The sequence below is a fragment of the Haematobacter sp. genome (genome assembly GCF_032102465.1).
GTDB lineage: Bacteria > Pseudomonadota > Alphaproteobacteria > Rhodobacterales > Rhodobacteraceae > Haematobacter.
In genome coordinates, this window is record NZ_DAMDHB010000059.1 from 1 (window position 1) to 14,249 (window position 14,249).

The 14,249-nt window shown below is 62.4% G+C and carries 16 protein-coding genes and 1 pseudogene; 8 read left to right on the top strand and 9 right to left on the bottom strand.

Annotated features, from left to right (window positions below):
* Positions 1-748 precede the first annotated feature (748 nt).
* Positions 749-1,648, bottom strand: coding sequence for an AraC family transcriptional regulator (locus RT513_RS19780; RefSeq protein WP_035715154.1), 900 nt, complete (start codon positions 1,646-1,648; stop codon positions 749-751).
* A 176-nt stretch (positions 1,649-1,824) separates the two neighbouring features.
* On the opposite strand from RT513_RS19780, the gene RT513_RS19785 reads away from it, so the two are divergent.
* Entirely contained in the window at positions 1,825-2,862 is a 1,038-nt protein-coding gene (locus RT513_RS19785; RefSeq protein WP_035715112.1) for an aldo/keto reductase, read from the top strand.
* A gap of 293 nt (positions 2,863-3,155) precedes the next feature.
* On the opposite strand, the gene RT513_RS19790 is transcribed toward RT513_RS19785, so the two are convergent.
* The 3 genes and pseudogenes from RT513_RS19790 to RT513_RS19800 form a co-directional block, all read right to left on the bottom strand.
* Positions 3,156-4,166 carry an Ldh family oxidoreductase gene (locus RT513_RS19790; protein ID WP_035715113.1) on the bottom strand — a complete coding sequence of 337 codons (1,011 nt, stop codon included), beginning with the start codon at positions 4,164-4,166 and terminating at the stop codon, positions 3,156-3,158.
* A 12-nt stretch (positions 4,167-4,178) separates the two neighbouring features.
* Positions 4,179-5,321: pseudogene (locus RT513_RS19795) on the bottom strand (SulP family inorganic anion transporter); the annotation flags it as partial.
* Positions 5,322-5,496: 175 nt separating this feature from the next.
* The gene (locus tag RT513_RS19800) at positions 5,497-7,656 is read right to left on the bottom strand and encodes a ParB/RepB/Spo0J family partition protein (RefSeq protein WP_035715115.1); all 2,160 of its coding nucleotides are present in this window, start codon (positions 7,654-7,656) and stop codon (positions 5,497-5,499) included.
* A 236-nt stretch (positions 7,657-7,892) separates the two neighbouring features.
* Between RT513_RS19800 and RT513_RS19805 the strand changes: the two genes are divergently transcribed.
* The 4 genes from RT513_RS19805 to RT513_RS19820 all read left to right on the top strand — a co-directional run bounded on the left by RT513_RS19805 (position 7,893) and on the right by RT513_RS19820 (position 9,705).
* Positions 7,893-8,342 (top strand): universal stress protein, encoded by a 450-nt coding sequence (locus RT513_RS19805; RefSeq protein ID WP_035715118.1) that lies wholly within the window; start codon positions 7,893-7,895, stop codon positions 8,340-8,342.
* A gap of 70 nt (positions 8,343-8,412) precedes the next feature.
* Positions 8,413-8,691 carry a hypothetical protein gene (locus RT513_RS19810; protein ID WP_035715120.1) on the top strand — a complete coding sequence of 93 codons (279 nt, stop codon included), beginning with the start codon at positions 8,413-8,415 and terminating at the stop codon, positions 8,689-8,691.
* A gap of 131 nt (positions 8,692-8,822) precedes the next feature.
* Positions 8,823-9,344: a hypothetical protein gene (locus tag RT513_RS19815; RefSeq protein ID WP_035715123.1), complete on the top strand. Its 522-nt coding sequence runs from the start codon at positions 8,823-8,825 to the stop codon at positions 9,342-9,344.
* Between the two features lie 82 nt (positions 9,345-9,426).
* The gene (locus tag RT513_RS19820; protein WP_020952657.1) at positions 9,427-9,705 is read left to right on the top strand and encodes an HU family DNA-binding protein; all 279 of its coding nucleotides are present in this window, start codon (positions 9,427-9,429) and stop codon (positions 9,703-9,705) included.
* Positions 9,706-9,775: 70 nt separating this feature from the next.
* On the opposite strand, the gene RT513_RS19825 is transcribed toward RT513_RS19820, so the two are convergent.
* Entirely contained in the window at positions 9,776-9,961 is a 186-nt protein-coding gene (locus RT513_RS19825) for a ClbS/DfsB family four-helix bundle protein (RefSeq protein ID WP_276946787.1), read from the bottom strand.
* A 22-nt stretch (positions 9,962-9,983) separates the two neighbouring features.
* Positions 9,984-10,283: a ClbS/DfsB family four-helix bundle protein gene (locus RT513_RS19830; protein ID WP_276946786.1), complete on the bottom strand. Its 300-nt coding sequence runs from the start codon at positions 10,281-10,283 to the stop codon at positions 9,984-9,986.
* Between the two features lie 200 nt (positions 10,284-10,483).
* Between RT513_RS19830 and RT513_RS19835 the strand changes: the two genes are divergently transcribed.
* Genes RT513_RS19835 through RT513_RS19845 form a run of 3 tightly spaced genes read left to right on the top strand, consistent with a single transcriptional unit; the run spans position 10,484 to position 12,070 of the window.
* Positions 10,484-10,759 (top strand): metal-sensitive transcriptional regulator, encoded by a 276-nt coding sequence (locus RT513_RS19835; protein WP_035715126.1) that lies wholly within the window; start codon positions 10,484-10,486, stop codon positions 10,757-10,759.
* Positions 10,760-10,776: 17 nt separating this feature from the next.
* Positions 10,777-11,544, top strand: a complete 768-nt coding sequence (locus tag RT513_RS19840) for a glutaredoxin family protein (protein ID WP_035715129.1) — start codon at positions 10,777-10,779, stop codon at positions 11,542-11,544.
* A gap of 22 nt (positions 11,545-11,566) precedes the next feature.
* Positions 11,567-12,070: a DUF305 domain-containing protein gene (locus RT513_RS19845; RefSeq protein ID WP_035715132.1), complete on the top strand. Its 504-nt coding sequence runs from the start codon at positions 11,567-11,569 to the stop codon at positions 12,068-12,070.
* Between the two features lie 284 nt (positions 12,071-12,354).
* Here RT513_RS19845 and RT513_RS19850 read toward each other — a convergent pair whose 3' ends face one another.
* From RT513_RS19850 to RT513_RS19860, 3 genes are all read right to left on the bottom strand, one after another.
* Positions 12,355-12,498 (bottom strand): hypothetical protein, encoded by a 144-nt coding sequence (locus tag RT513_RS19850; protein ID WP_156969594.1) that lies wholly within the window; start codon positions 12,496-12,498, stop codon positions 12,355-12,357.
* Complete coding sequence (locus tag RT513_RS19855; protein ID WP_035715135.1) at positions 12,491-12,691, bottom strand: hypothetical protein; 201 nt, start codon at positions 12,689-12,691, stop codon at positions 12,491-12,493. The genes RT513_RS19850 and RT513_RS19855 overlap by 8 nt, the downstream gene beginning before the upstream one ends.
* 144 nt (positions 12,692-12,835) lie before the next feature.
* Positions 12,836-14,032 (bottom strand): hypothetical protein, encoded by a 1,197-nt coding sequence (locus RT513_RS19860; protein ID WP_035715137.1) that lies wholly within the window; start codon positions 14,030-14,032, stop codon positions 12,836-12,838.
* Positions 14,033-14,249 lie beyond the last annotated feature (217 nt).

A 14,249-nucleotide genomic window follows, 5' to 3' on the forward strand; every position in this document is an offset into this window, starting at 1 on the left:
ACCGGATTCGACACGCATTGAGGAAAGACTTGACGAAGGGGGTGTCCACATATGCCTCGCGAGGAATGGGCGAAGCCCAGGGGAAGAAAGGTCAACGACGCTGTTGCGCCGAGACGTCGAAGCGCGCCCGCGCGCTGGTCTTCGGCCAGATCAGCCCATCACAGAGGACGCATGCGAGCGGTCCCGTCACTCCCAGAGAGACAGGAGACCGCGGCGATCCTGAAGGAACCGGCAGGAAGATCCGACAGGCAACCACCGGCGATGATCACCCCAACTGTGAACAGGCGAGTGCGCACCCTTCCCCGCCGACCTGCCGCCACGCGCTAGGCCCCGCACCAGATCGGATACCGGCCGGCCCGCTGGTCGGTCACCTGCCGACCACGCGCTCGACCGGGAAGAGGGACAGGGCTGGAAGCCCGATCAGAGCGTGCCCCGGATCTGCGAACCCCGCAATCAAAGAGGCCGGAAAGAGAGAAAGGCTGATCAATACACGCCCATAACTACCGGAGGAAAACGCCAACCAATGTCCAGGATCAAAAGGCCGGGGCATTTGGCCTCGCCAGCGCGCAAGCGGCCACAGCCAACCGCATGACAGGTCAAGATGAGCGCCTCGGCTCTCGATCGGTTGCTGCAGATCGATGGACATAATCGGCTTTGACGAAAAGTGCCGATCAGAAAGATGGCGATTAGATACTCGCCGGGGGCCGAGGCGGTTGCACTGCCGTTGTGCCGCACCCCCTTACATCTCTCACGCCTCTACCTGCGCAGTGAGGCTTCGTCGGATCTCCTGACCATCCCGTCCCGGCGGCGATCCGAACAGGCGGCGATACTCGCGGCTGAACTGCGACGGGCTTTCGTAACCGATGGCATAGCCGATCCGCGCAACATCGGCGCCGTCGGCCAACAGCAGGCGACGCGCCTCCTGCAGGCGCAACTGCTTTTGGTATTGCACCGGCGTCATCGCCGTCACGGCTTTGAAGTGGCGGTGGAATGTGGCGGGGCTCATCCCCGCGATATCGGCAAGGTCCCGCACGTTCAACTGATCCGCAAAGCCCTCACGGATGCAGGCAATGGCCCGACCGATCCGCGCCATATGACTGCCAGCCAGCCCGATCTGACGCAGCGCCGGTCCCATCAGCCCGTTCAGCAGGAGCCAGGTGATCTCGCGCCGGATCATCGGCGCAAGAATTTCAATGTCACGCGGCCGGGCGCAGAGACGCAGCAATCGGCAGAGCGGATCGATCAGCTCCGGATCGAAGGCATGGACCGCCAGCGCAGCGCCCGCGGGCGCCTCTTCCGTCTTCCCCAGCTCCAGCAAAAGGTCAGAGATCGTCGCAGGGTCCAGCGCGAGACTGAAGGCCAGATAGGGGCGCTCCGGCGTCGCACGGGTGATCTCGGCCCGGATCGGCACATCCATCGACGCGATCAGGCATTTCCCCTCACCATAGCGATAGGCCCGATCGCCGAGCATGCTGGTCTTGGCGCCCTGCACCACAACGCACAGCGAGGGGCGGTAGACAGCGTGGATTGGGCCGGTCGGTGCCGTGACCGAGGTCAGCAGCAGGCCATCGACCGGGGTTTCCCGGCCATGCGCGCGCCATTGGCGGTCAATCAGGTCCTTGAGCGGCAAGAGGTCGTTGGTTTCCATGCCCTGCAATGTAGTCGGCAGCATGGCAGCACGCATCCCGAATTCCACCCGAATGAGAGGATCGTGCAAGAATATGCGAGGATCCGCGTCGCCGGTCCGCATGGGACAGCGCTATCTTCACCCTGCACCGGCAGCGCTGCTCCCGGCCCTGCCCCACACTGCGAAAGGAACTGCCCATGCGGTATCGCACTCTCGGCCCGAGCGGCCTTCTGGTCTCGGAACTCTGCCTCGGCACCATGACCTTCGGCGGATCGGACGGCATGTGGGGCCAGATCGGCCAATTGCAGCAGGATGAGGCCGACACACTGGTCAGAGCGGCCTTTGACGCCGGCATCAATTTCATCGACACCGCCAATGTCTACGCTGGCGGCGAGAGCGAGCGGATCCTCGGCCAGGCCATCCGCAACCTCGGCATCCCCCGCGACGATGTGGTGATCGCGACCAAGGTTCTGGGTCCGATGGGCGAAGGCCTGAACGCCCGAGGCGCCTCTCGCGCGCACATCATGGCGCAAGCAAGGGCCAGCCTTTCGCGCTTGCAGATGGACCATATCGACCTCTACCAGATCCACGGCTTCGACGCGGTGACACCGATTGCCGAGACGTTGGAGGCGCTCGACACGCTCGTGCGGCAAGGCCATGTGCGCTACATCGGCCTGTCGAACTGGGCGGCCTGGCAGATCGTCAGGGCCATCGGCATCGCCGAGGCGCGGAAGCTGGCACCGATCCTGTCACTTCAGGCCTATTACACTCTGGTAGGCCGCGATCTGGAGCGCGAGATCGCGCCGATGCTGCGCGCCGAAGGCCTCGGGCTCATGGTCTGGAGCCCGCTGGCCGGGGGCTTCCTGTCGGGTAATTACAGCGGCGGCACTACCGCCAATGACGGCCGGAGAGCGAGCTTCAACTTCCCGCCCGTGGATCTGGCGCGCGGCGATGCCGCCATTGCGGTGATGCGCGGGATCGCATCGGCCAAAGGCTGCACCGTGGCACAGGTCGCCCTCGCCTGGCTCTTGCACCAGCCGGTGGTGACCAGCGTGATCGTCGGCGCCAAGCGGATCGACCAGTTGCAGGACAATATCCGCTCGACCGAGGTGGTGCTGACCGCCGAGGATCTGGCCGCGCTCGACAGCGTGACAAAACTGCCACCCGAGTATCCGGGCTGGATGCTGGAGCGCCAATCGCAATATCGGGCACCCTTCGCCCCGCAAAAAGGCTGATATGCGCGCAACGTCCCGCCACAGTTGCGGCGGGGCGTTGTTCTGCCTGTCCCCCATAGCCAGCGGATGATGTTGAGGCTTTGGCGCGAACATGCCTCGACCGCATCGGCATCCAGGGCTGGCAAGCGCCCAGTTCTTCGTCCCCGGCGCCAAGCAAGATCGTTTCGCTCCGCATCCCGCTTGCGCCTTTGCTTGATGTTTCGGCGCGCGTGTCTATCTGATGGGCCAATTGCCTGCGCCAGGGTCGGCTGGCGCATGGTCAATCATACCCATGCCCGGCGAGGCGGGAAATGTCAGCCCGGCATCATGTCACGGATGCGATCCAGCAATGCCCTGCTGACAGGGATTCCATCGCGCAGGTTCCGCTGCCGAGTGGCATGTCGGCGGCTGCCTGGCAGCCGGGCACCCTGATCCGAAATCGCGTCAAGCATCTGCTCTGCCTCGGCCTGCTCCTTGTCCCCCGCCAGCAGAACGGGATTGAAGGCAATGATCAGCTCGCCATGGCAGGGTGCAGCGTTGTGCCCCTGATCAAAGGCCGCCGAGGCCCGACTGGTGCGGCCGCCAATCAGCGGGCCCGCCAGCAATTCAATCATCGTGGCCAGCGCCGATCCTTTGTGTCCGCCGAAGGGCAGCATCGCCCCGGCCAGAACCTCTGCCGGATCTGTAGTGGGCCGGCCCCCGGCATCCAGTCCCCAGCCTTCGGGGATGGATCTGCCCATTTGCCGATGCATCGCGATATCTGCGCGCGCGGCGGCCGTCGTGGCAAAGTCGAACACATAGGGGGCCTTGCCGCCGGTCCGCGGCCAGGCGAAGGCCAGTGGATTGGTGCCCAGAACTGGCCGCGTGCCGCCCGCAGGGGCCACCCAGTCATGGGTCGGGTTCATCGACATCGCAGCCAGACCCTGTGCCGCGATCTCCTCGACCAACGGCCAGAGCGCGGTCGCGTTAAAGCCGTTGTTGACCGCCAGGAATGCGATGCCCAGACTGCGCGCACTGGTGATCAGCGCGGGAAGGCCGGCCTGCGCCGCAAGGGCCGAGAAGCCGAAACGCTCATCGACGCGCAAAACCGCCGGGGTCACCTGCGTTACCACCGGAACCGCCCCCAAGTTGAATGCCGGATGGGCCATCGTGTCGCGCGTTCCGGGCAGTCGTTGCAAACCGTGGGACAGGCATCCGTCACGCTGCGCGCGCGTCAGGAACCCGGCCATGGCCGCCGCCTGCAGCTGCGACACCCCGTGAGATACCAGAAAGTCCTGCGCCAGCGCGAGGATCTCTGCCTCGGACATCCGTATCTCGTCAGACATGATGCACCTCCCTCACTGCGGGGCGAGCATATCGCCCGCGCTTTCCCTGTCCTTTTGCCCCAGCCGGTCGACAATCGTGGCCGAGGCCGTGTTCATGCCGATGACCTCGACCTGCGCCCCGGCGGCGCGGAACTTTGCGACGGCCGCCTCCAGTGCCTGCACCGACGAGATGTCCCAGATATGCGCATGGGTCACGTCAATCACCACCCGCGCGGGTAGGTCGCGGTAATCGAAGGCGGCGCTGAAATCTTCGACCGAGCCGTAGAACAACTGCCCCTCGACGCGGTAGGTGCGGGTATCGCCGTCTTCGCTGGAGGTCACCCGGAAAAGCTGCGCAATCTTGGCCGCGAAGAAGAGGCCAGAGAGCAGCACGCCCACCCCCACGCCAATGGCGAGGTTGTGGGTCCAGATCACCACCGCCACCGTGGCCAGCATCACCACCGAGCTTGACCGGGGATGGGTTCGCAGGTTCCCGAGCGAGGCCCAGGAGAACGTCCCGATCGACACCATAACCATGATCGCCACCAGCGCAGGCATCGGGATCAGGCTGACCCAATCGCCGAGGCTGACACAGAAAATCAGCAGCATCACCCCGGCAAAACCGCACGAGAGCCTCCCGCGCCCGCCGGATTTCACATTGATCATGCTCTGCCCGATCATCGCGCAACCGGCCATGCCGCCGATGAAACCGGTGCCGAAATTCGCCAGCCCCTGACCGATGCATTCCTGATTGCGGTCGGATTTCGTGTCGGTGATCTCGTCAATCAGATTGGCGGTCATCAGGCTTTCCAGAAGGCCGACCACGGCCACCGCCAGCGCATAGGGGACGATGATCCCCAGCGTCTCAAGGTTCAGCGGCACATCGGGCAGCAGGAAAACCGGCAATGTGTCGGGCAGCGCGCCCATATCGCCGACGTTGCGCACATCAAGATCCAGCGCCAGCACCAGCGCCGTCAGCACGATGATGGTGACAAGCGGGGACGGAATGGCGGTGGTCAGGCGCGGAAACAGGTAGATGATGACAAGGCCAAGCGCGACCAGTGGATAGGTCAGCATCGGCACTTTTGTTGGATCCAGCTCCGGCAGCTGCGCCAGAAAGATCAGGATAGCCAAAGCGTTGACGAAGCCGGTCATCACCGATTTCGACACATAGCGTTGCGTCGCCAACCGGGGATATGCGCTTCTGCACCGGCATTTTTTAGCCCAGTTGGGGTAGCGCCCTATGCCTCATAACCGAATGGCGTAAGCAAAAAAGAAAGGCCCGGTCACAAGGACCGGGCCGATTTGAGCGGATCGTGGCGAGGGCGACCACTGCCGCCCTCGTGAATGGTCATTCTGCAGCGATGCTCTGCGCCGGCACCTGCTCCTCGTCTTCGACGGGCTCATCGTCCTCACCGTCGCCCGTGAGGAAGTCAGGCAAGGTTTCCGCTTCGGCGCCACCTGCATCCGCTGCATCTGCGATGGCATCCTGAGCCTCCATCCGCAGCGGCTCCGGCAACCAGCCGCTACCTGCCAGCAGCCGCTCGGCTTCCGTCGCCATCTCGCCCTTCTTCAGATGGTCGATCAGCTGTGCAGCGCTTTCGCCCACACCTTCCCGCACGGCCTCGAGAATGCGCGCCTTGGTCACGCGGCCAAGGTAATTGGCGACCGTCGGCTTCCAGCCCGTCTCAACAAGGTCGAGACCGGTCACGCGCGCGAGACGATCCGCCTCATGCATGCGCCGGTCCAGTCCATGCTGGCTGATGCCATTGCCGCCATAGGGGTTCGGACGCTCATAGAGGGCGTTGACCCCGAAGCTGAGGCAATGTGCCAGCAGCGCCTGACGGCTGGCCTCGTCGAGAGCGTGCAGCCAGTCCCAGAGCCGATCGTCGCCATCATCGAGCGGGATATCCGCCCGCCATGCCGCGTGCCGCTCGTCGATGCTCTGCGCCGGGATCGAGTCGCCAAGATCCGGAGCCTGCACCGACAGATGCACTTCGCTGACGCGGGCTTGAAGCGCATTCCCGGAACTGCGGATGCCGAAGCAGTCGAGCACCAGCCGGTGCAAGAGCGCCGTCATCGCGACGCTCGGATTGCTGGCGACAGCATCGCGCAAAGCCAGGGTCCGATGCGCCGTCAGTTCGATCACCAAGCGTTCAGGCAACGGCTTGATCGCCTCGCCTTCGTCCTCCTCCTCCTCGAGCGCAGTGGCCGGCTCGCCCCCGAGGGTAATCACCGCGCGCTGATGATGGCCCTCCGGTTCGGCGCGCTGCCGCACCTCGCCGGTTTCGGGATCGACAATCTCGGGCTCCTGCTCCAGCGGTGCTTCATCCTCGGCGCGGACATAGCCGCGCTCGATCAGCAGCGTGCCGTCGACATCGAGGCTGACGAAGACCCCGGCCCGCGCCATCTGCGCCGCATCATAGATCATGGGCCGCATCTCGAAGGCGCCGAGGATTTTCTCGATCTCGCCCAGCCGGGCATCGACCTCATCCGGGTATTCATCGACCTGCGCATACTCGGCCTCGAGCCGGTCGTACTCGTCGCGCAGCGCCTCGCGGGTGGTGCGTTCATCCTCGGTCAGATCGACCGTGGTGCCGATCAGCTGCCGCATGCCATAGGCATGGCTGTAGGGAAAGCTGACCGCGACCTCGATCCATTTCCAGCCCTCGGCGGCGATGGTCTCAGCCTCGGCCTTCAGCTTCTCGTTCACCAGCCGGTCGAGCAAAACCGGATCCTGCAGCCAGCCGCCATCGTCCTGCTGGAAGAGATCGCGCAGCACATAGCCACCCGCCGCCTCATAGGCCTCGATGCCGACAAAGGTGACGCGCTTGTCGGAGGCCCGCACCGTGGTTTCGGTCAGCAGGCGGCGGATGTTGTAGGGCTCCTTCGACCAGCTGTCCTTCACCGCATCCCAGACCTGAACCTGGCGTTCGTGGTCGGAGGAGATGGTGAAGGCCATCAGCTGCTCCAGCGTCATGCCATCCTCGGCATAGATCTCGAGCAGTGCCGGCGCGACCGAGACCAGTCGCAGACGCTGTCTCACCACCTTGGCATCGACGAAAAAGGCGGCGGCAATGGCTTCTTCGGTCATGCCCTTCTCGCGCATGGCCTGAAAAGCGCGGAACTGATCGACGGGATGCAGCGGTGCGCGTTCGATGTTCTCGGCGAGCGAGACCTCGTCGATGAGCACATCGTCGGTTGCGTCGGACACGATGCAGGGGACCGGGGCGGTTTTGGCGAGGCGCTTCTGTTTCACCAGCACCTCCAGCGCCCGGAAGCGGCGGCCGCCAGCGGGCACCTCGAACATTCCGGTCTCGGTGCCATCCTCGCCCAGAACCGGGCGTACGTGCAGGGACTGGATCAGCCCGCGCCGCGCGATGGACTCGGCCAGTTCATCGACCGAGACGCCAGCCTTGACGCGGCGGACGTTGGACTGGCTCAGCACCAGCTTGTTGAAGGGAATGTCGCGCGAGGACGACAGGGTGATCTTCTGAACGGCAGTGGCCATGTCAGATACTCCGAGGACGGGCGCCGGGGAGACCCTCTCTCCGGCTACCAACCCGTCATGGAACGCCCCTCCCCTCTCTCCCTCTCCTGCCCGCCAGATCGGTAACGCCTGAGAGCATGATGACTGTCTCGGGCATTGATTTGTCCGGGATTTCCTTGGCCGGAGGTCTGGCCTGTGCAACAGTGAGACGATCCCGCCATGCGCCAGATCTTCCCTGTCCGCCAAAAGGAATGGTAATGTATCATCACATCCTGATTTCCACCGATGGATCGGAAACCGCCGCCAAGGGACTCGACCACGGCTTGACGCTGGCCAAGACCCTCGGCGCGAAGGTGACCATCGTCACCGTCACGGAAGCCTTCCCGATCTATGCAGCGGCCGCGGGCGGGGCATGGGTCGCGCCCATCGAGGTCAGCGGCGGGTTCGAGGAAAGCCAGAAGGAACTGGCCGATGGCATCCTGAGAACTGCGAAGGAAGCTGCGGACAAGATCGGTGTAGTCGCCGAGGTTCTGCATATCCCCAATGCCCAACCTGCCGAGGCGATTGTCGAGACGGCGAAAGTGCGGGATTGCAGCCTGATCTGCATGTCCTCGCACGGCCGGCGTGGCCTTGGTCGTCTGTTGCTCGGCAGCCAGACCGCCGAAGTTCTGGCACACAGCCCGGTCCCGGTGCTGGTCGTCCGCTGAGGTCGGACAGGGATGCCTGCGATGCAAATCGACCCGGCGCCCGACGCGTCTCCATCTCCGGAGCCCTGCGTTGTCCGACGATGACCTGCCATCTTCATGGCTCGACCTCCTGTGCGACGCGGAGGGTAAGCCTGAGGGAATCCTGTCGCTGATCGGGTCGGAGGAGAACGCGGAGACAGAGCAGATCGCCGAGCGCCTGACGGATCGCGGGCTCTTCAGGGTCATAAGCGCAAAGCGTTACCAACTGACCGATGCGGGGCGCGAAGTTCTTGCCAGGTCGCCCCGGTCAAAGGTGCGCAATGCCACCGGCAAAAGCGGATGGCTCGGCAGGCTGCTGTCACGGCGTTAATGCCGTACGTGCAGGCAAGACGACATACCCTTGGGCGGCATCCCGCCCAAGGTCCACCGCAGATCCTTGCGAGCAGAAGACGCGCTCCCTACTTCCTGGTCGGGCGAATATGCCAGCGACAACAAGAACATATGGGCATGCTGACAATGCGCTATCTGCTTGCATATTACTCCGGGACCACCAGCCAATGGCGGAGCCTCGACACCGATCTGCTGCCGCAGCAGATCAACAGAGCCGAAGAGCTCCCGGCGGCGCTGGAAAACGCACCGATGATCGCGCTGTCCTGGATGTTGGAGCGCCGCCCATTCGGCAGCTATCAGGCGACCGTAGACGGTAAGAGCGATGAATGCGTGATGGTCTATGAACTGGAGCCAACGGCGGCTTCACCGCTCGGCAATGGCACGGATTATGTTGGCCCCTGGTTGGAAATGTTCATGCAGACGAACGAGCCGATCGGAACAATCGCCCTCGGGGCAGGAAAGCCGATATCGAAGGAGGCGGCTATCGGCGCACTCCGGCAACTGGCGAGCACCCCGCTGCAAGCCTCAGATGAGGCATGCCAGCAGACCATAGGCCGCATGCGTGAATACGCACCGTCTGCGGCAGTGCACGCCGAAGCCCCGCCAGCAGTAAAGAAGCAGGAAACGGCTTGAACGGCCGCGCGACCAAAAATTGACGATTCCGGTCGCGCACCAAAGCTGACATGGTCATCGGGATCTAACAGGAGCGACCCCTATGACCACGATCAACGATATCGCCGCCAAAGTCGCGGAAGAGAATGGCCTGACCAAGGCTCAGGCCAAATCCGCTGTCGAGGCGGTCTTCAAAGCCGTGACCGACGCCGCCATTGCCGGTGAAGAAACCTCGATCCCCGGTTTTGGCAAGTTCAAGGTCAAGGAAACCGCCGAACGCGAAGGCCGCAACCCGGCCACCGGCGCAACCGTGACCATTGCTGCCTCAAAGAAACTGGCCTTTACGCCTGCCAAGGCCGTGAAAGACGCGCTGAAGGCGTGAGGCCACAGGCAGACCAGGCGCCTCTGCTGCATGGACAGGTTTCCCCTTGTAGCAGAGAGCTTTATCGCTCTCAGCCCTTCTCCTTGAGCCACTTCCGAATCCGGACTCGCGCATTGGCGTAGGGAGAAGACGTATTGAACTGGATCATCCGGCCCTTCGTCCATTTCCCATACCAGGGCCCGCCGTAGAGTTCGGCGTCGGACCGTGCGGAAATCGTGTTTACCAGCCGGGTCTTGGCCTCGGTCAGGCGTGCCAACAGACTGACCCAATCCAAAGCCTCATGATCCCCGGTAGAACTTCTGGGCCAGCAGACCGAGTTCATTCCATTTGAACCCGGCCTCGGGAAAATCGACCGGCTCGCCCCGGTCGTCACGATCCAGCCACTTGAGCACCAAATCGTTCCACTCGATCAGATAAGCTACCAAATCGGCTGGGCTCATCATTGTCCCCGCCGCGTGCCCCGCGAGTGATGCCTCCCTTGCACGGTCAGTTGAACCCCTCGCGAGATCGATGGTGAGGCGATCAAATGTCGTCGCAATCGCCTCCAGTAGCTCGGCTTTTGTACTTGGAACCACCATCCGGTGTTGATCTTCATGTCCATCTCCTTCGCTTGGCCCTCTAAGATGAGGGTTCCAACCGTTGGAAGGTCAACCCGACACGAATAAACTCAAGATGATGATGTTTCGGGAATCACAACGATGGAAGAGTTCCTGGCGAACGAAGGGAACCAAGCCCACGCTGAAGTGTTTGATATACCCATATAGGGTATCGGTAGCTCATGGATCAGAAGAATGCCAAAGCTCTCCGCTCGAGGCTCAGTCGGATCGAAGGTCAGGTGCGCGGCGTCGGCCAGATGGTCACGGACGGCCGCTATTGCATCGACATCCTGCATCAGATCCACGCGATCAAGGCCGCGCTGGCCATCGTTGAAACCGAAATCCTGAAATCCCACGCCGCCTGCTGCGTCGAAGACGCGATTGCGTCCGGCGATGCCGCCGAGCAGCGCAAGAAGTTCAACGAGCTGGTCGAGATCTTCGCCAAGGCCAAGCTTTGAATCTGGAGGAAACCGCAATGGCTGCCGCCACCGCGAAACATGCCGAACTCCATCGAATGGTCATGACCGAACATACTTGTCCCTGGGGGCTCAAATCGCTGGACCTTCTGCAACGGGAGGGCTACCAGGTCGAGGACCACAAGCTGACGTCTCGTGCCGAGGTTGATGCTTTCAAGAAAAAGCACGGCGTCGATACCACACCGCAGACCTTCATCGGCGGCAAGCGCATCGGCGGATACGACGATCTTCTCGCCTTCTTCGGCAAGGAGGTAAAGGACAAGGACGCCACCACCTATACGCCGGTGATCGCGCTGTTCGCGATGGCTGCGCTAATGGCGCTAGCGGCAAGTTGGGCCGCGTTCGGGAACCTTCTCACCGTCGAGGCGGCGGAATGGTTCATCGCCATCTCGATGTGTCTGCTTGCCCTGCAAAAGCTCAAGGACGTGGAGGGATTCGCCACCATGTTCCTGAACTACGACCTCCTGGCGCAACGTTGGGTGCGCTATTCCTACGTCTATCCATTCGCCGAAGCGCTGGCGGGCGTCCTGATGATGGCCGGCGCGCTCATGTGGCTGTCGATCCCCGTCGCCCTGTTCATCGGCACCGTTGGAGCCATATCGGTCTTCAAGGCGGTCTATATCGACAAGCGCGAACTCAAATGCGCTTGTGTCGGCGGTGACAGCAATGTGCCGCTCGGCTTCGTCTCGCTAACGGAGAACCTGATGATGGTTGGCATGGCGATCTGGATGCTACTCAAGCCCATGGGCATCGGCCTCGGACATTAAGCGAAAACAAAGGAGCCACGAGATGACTCATCCGTCCCACACAAGCAAGCACGAGCACACCAACGACAGCGCTGGCCGCCCCTATTTGATGTTCTGGATCAACATGGCGCTCGGCCTGGTCGTTATGTACGTTGTGATGTTCTCGATGATCGACGGGCTTCACGACTTCCACAACAATCTCAATATGTTCTACATGGCCGTGACGATGTGGGCGCCGATGGGCATCTTCATGCTGGCAACGATGCCCGGCATGTTTCCGCGAAAAGGACTCAATGTCGCCCTCTACGCCGTCTTCGTCGTCTTGACAGTCGGTTCGTTCGCCGCCACACGCGCCCAAACCCTGATCGATGACGAACAATTCATCGATTCGATGATCCCGCACCACTCGGGCGCGATCCTCATGTGCCGGGAAGCTTCTTTAAGCGACGCTGAATTACTGGCTCTTTGCGAAGAAATCATTGAGGCTCAAAGGAGCGAGATCGAACAAATGGAGACCATCAAGGCTCGCCTCGATCAAGGAGCTTAAGATCTGCGGCCTCGCTGTTAGCGCGTCGAGAACGAAGCAAGCGGGTGCGGGCAACGGATCGATCCATAAATGGGCTTAGATACTACTCTTTGAACCAAAGCGCCGAATGGCTCAAGACGTGCCATTGACAGGCCGATTTCATAGGGCCGAATAAGCGGCAAAAAACTCTTGACCCGTGCTGCAGGTACGCTTTCGATCTTGGAATTGGAGCATGAGAAAATTGACGGACGTGCTCCTCTTCTATCGAGGGGCAGAATTGAAAGCAGAGCACTAATTGCCTTTGTTCATCTCGGGGCGGACACCAGGTGAACCGCGATGGCACAATAGTCCAGCACAGCCTGCCAGGAGGTCAGCAGCGGGTTTTGGTTGAAATAGCGCGCAAGAATCTCACGCGCCTCAAGGATGACGGTTTGCTCCTGCTCAGTCATCGGCCCGCCCTCCGGCCCCGCCGGCAAGCGTTGCGCCCCCGTTGTCGTCATCATCTGACACGACGAATTGGAATTCTTGGGAGATGAAGTCGTTGAGCCGGATCGCCAGCTCCATATTCGTGGCAACCGGAAGGCCGAGCGCCATGAAGGCGGCATAGACAGCGGTATCCACTTTTTCGTCAAAGGTTTGCATCAGGGGTCTCCCGGAATGAGTAGCCCACTGCCCGCTTCTATGACGCCGCGAGCGCTTGGGCCGGGAATGGGAAGGGACGCGGCAACCGAGGACCAGCAGTAGGGCTGCCGCGTGATGATGTGACGAATGGGTGCGCGACTGGTGTCAGCCCGCGCGCTCCAGCAGCTTCTTGGCCTTGCCCTCCAGCTCAAGCCGGGTGTCCTGTTGGGTCTTGTCCCTCGCGAGGCGGGTAATCCCCTGAACAAAGTCGAAGATGCTCTCGGGCGGGTGCCCCTCCTCGACCAGGACCTTGTCGATGATCTTGCCCGCCTCCAGCTTCGAGAACCCGCGCTTGCGCAGGAAGGTTACACGGTCCTCGTCGGTCCGGGCCACGATCTGCTGGCGGGCCGCCTTGATCCCGTTGATGAACCCCGAGGGTGAGGAATTGGCAAAGCGGGTCAGCGCCGGTGCAGCCTCATGCGCGAACCGCGAGGCAGCATATTTCGAGTGGCGGATGGTGATCTCCTGGAATTCTTCCTGACCCCAGATGTTCCGGTTCTGGCACACGGCGCGTAGATAGAAACTGGCAATGCCAAGGGTCTTGGCCCCGACCTCCGAGTTCCAGCAATAGAAGCCGCGGAAGTAGAGATCCGGCGATCCATCGGGCAGCTTGCCCGCCTCGATGGGATTGTGATCGTCTACGAGGAAGAGGAACACATCGCGATCCGAGGCATAGAGCGTGGTCGTGTCGCGGGTGATGTCGACGTCCGGATTATAGACGCCGGTCGACCAGTCGAGCGTGCCCGGCACCTTCCACCGCGTGTCGCCGGTGCCATTGCCCGCGATACGTTGCACGGCCTCGACCAGCTCATGATCATAGATCCGGCCATAATCTGGGCCGGTCACCGCGCGTAGCTCAGTCCTGCCGTCTTCGGTTTCGAAGGTCTTGATCTGCTCGGCACGGTGACCCGAGAGGCCATACTGCAGATTGATCCCGGCCAGCGGGGCCGGCAGCTGGCGCAGATACGACGCCGGCGCCCCGACCAGGCTGGCAAGCTGACCAAAGGCCCAATGGGTCGGCGCCAACGGCGCATCCGCCTTCGGCAGGATCAACTGCAGCCGCTCGGCATTGTCGCGGCTGGCCTCGACATGGATCTTCGCCGTCTCGACAATGCGCGACGTGCTGCGCTCCGAGCGAGCCTTGACCGAGGCCCAGAGGTCATCAAGCGAGAGATAGCGCTCATCATCGGGCCGGTTGAACCATTCGGATGACACCCGGCCGTTGCGCTCACCCCGGCTGACATCCACCTTATAGCCGCCGCGCGGCGGTCGCGCGGGTTCCAGAATCTGCAATTTGTTCATGACAGTCACTCCGCGACGGGCCGCCGGAGGCCTCTCCCCCAGCCCGGACCCGTCACGGGCAAACCACCCGCTCTCTCACTCTGGAGCCGACAGGACTGCCGTTACCAGTATCGGTCTCACAATCCTTTCCGGATCATCTGTGCGGCCACGTCACGCCCATCGAGGTGCCGCGCGACAATCAGGGTGAGATTCCGCGTCAATCTGGGTGAGACGCCGT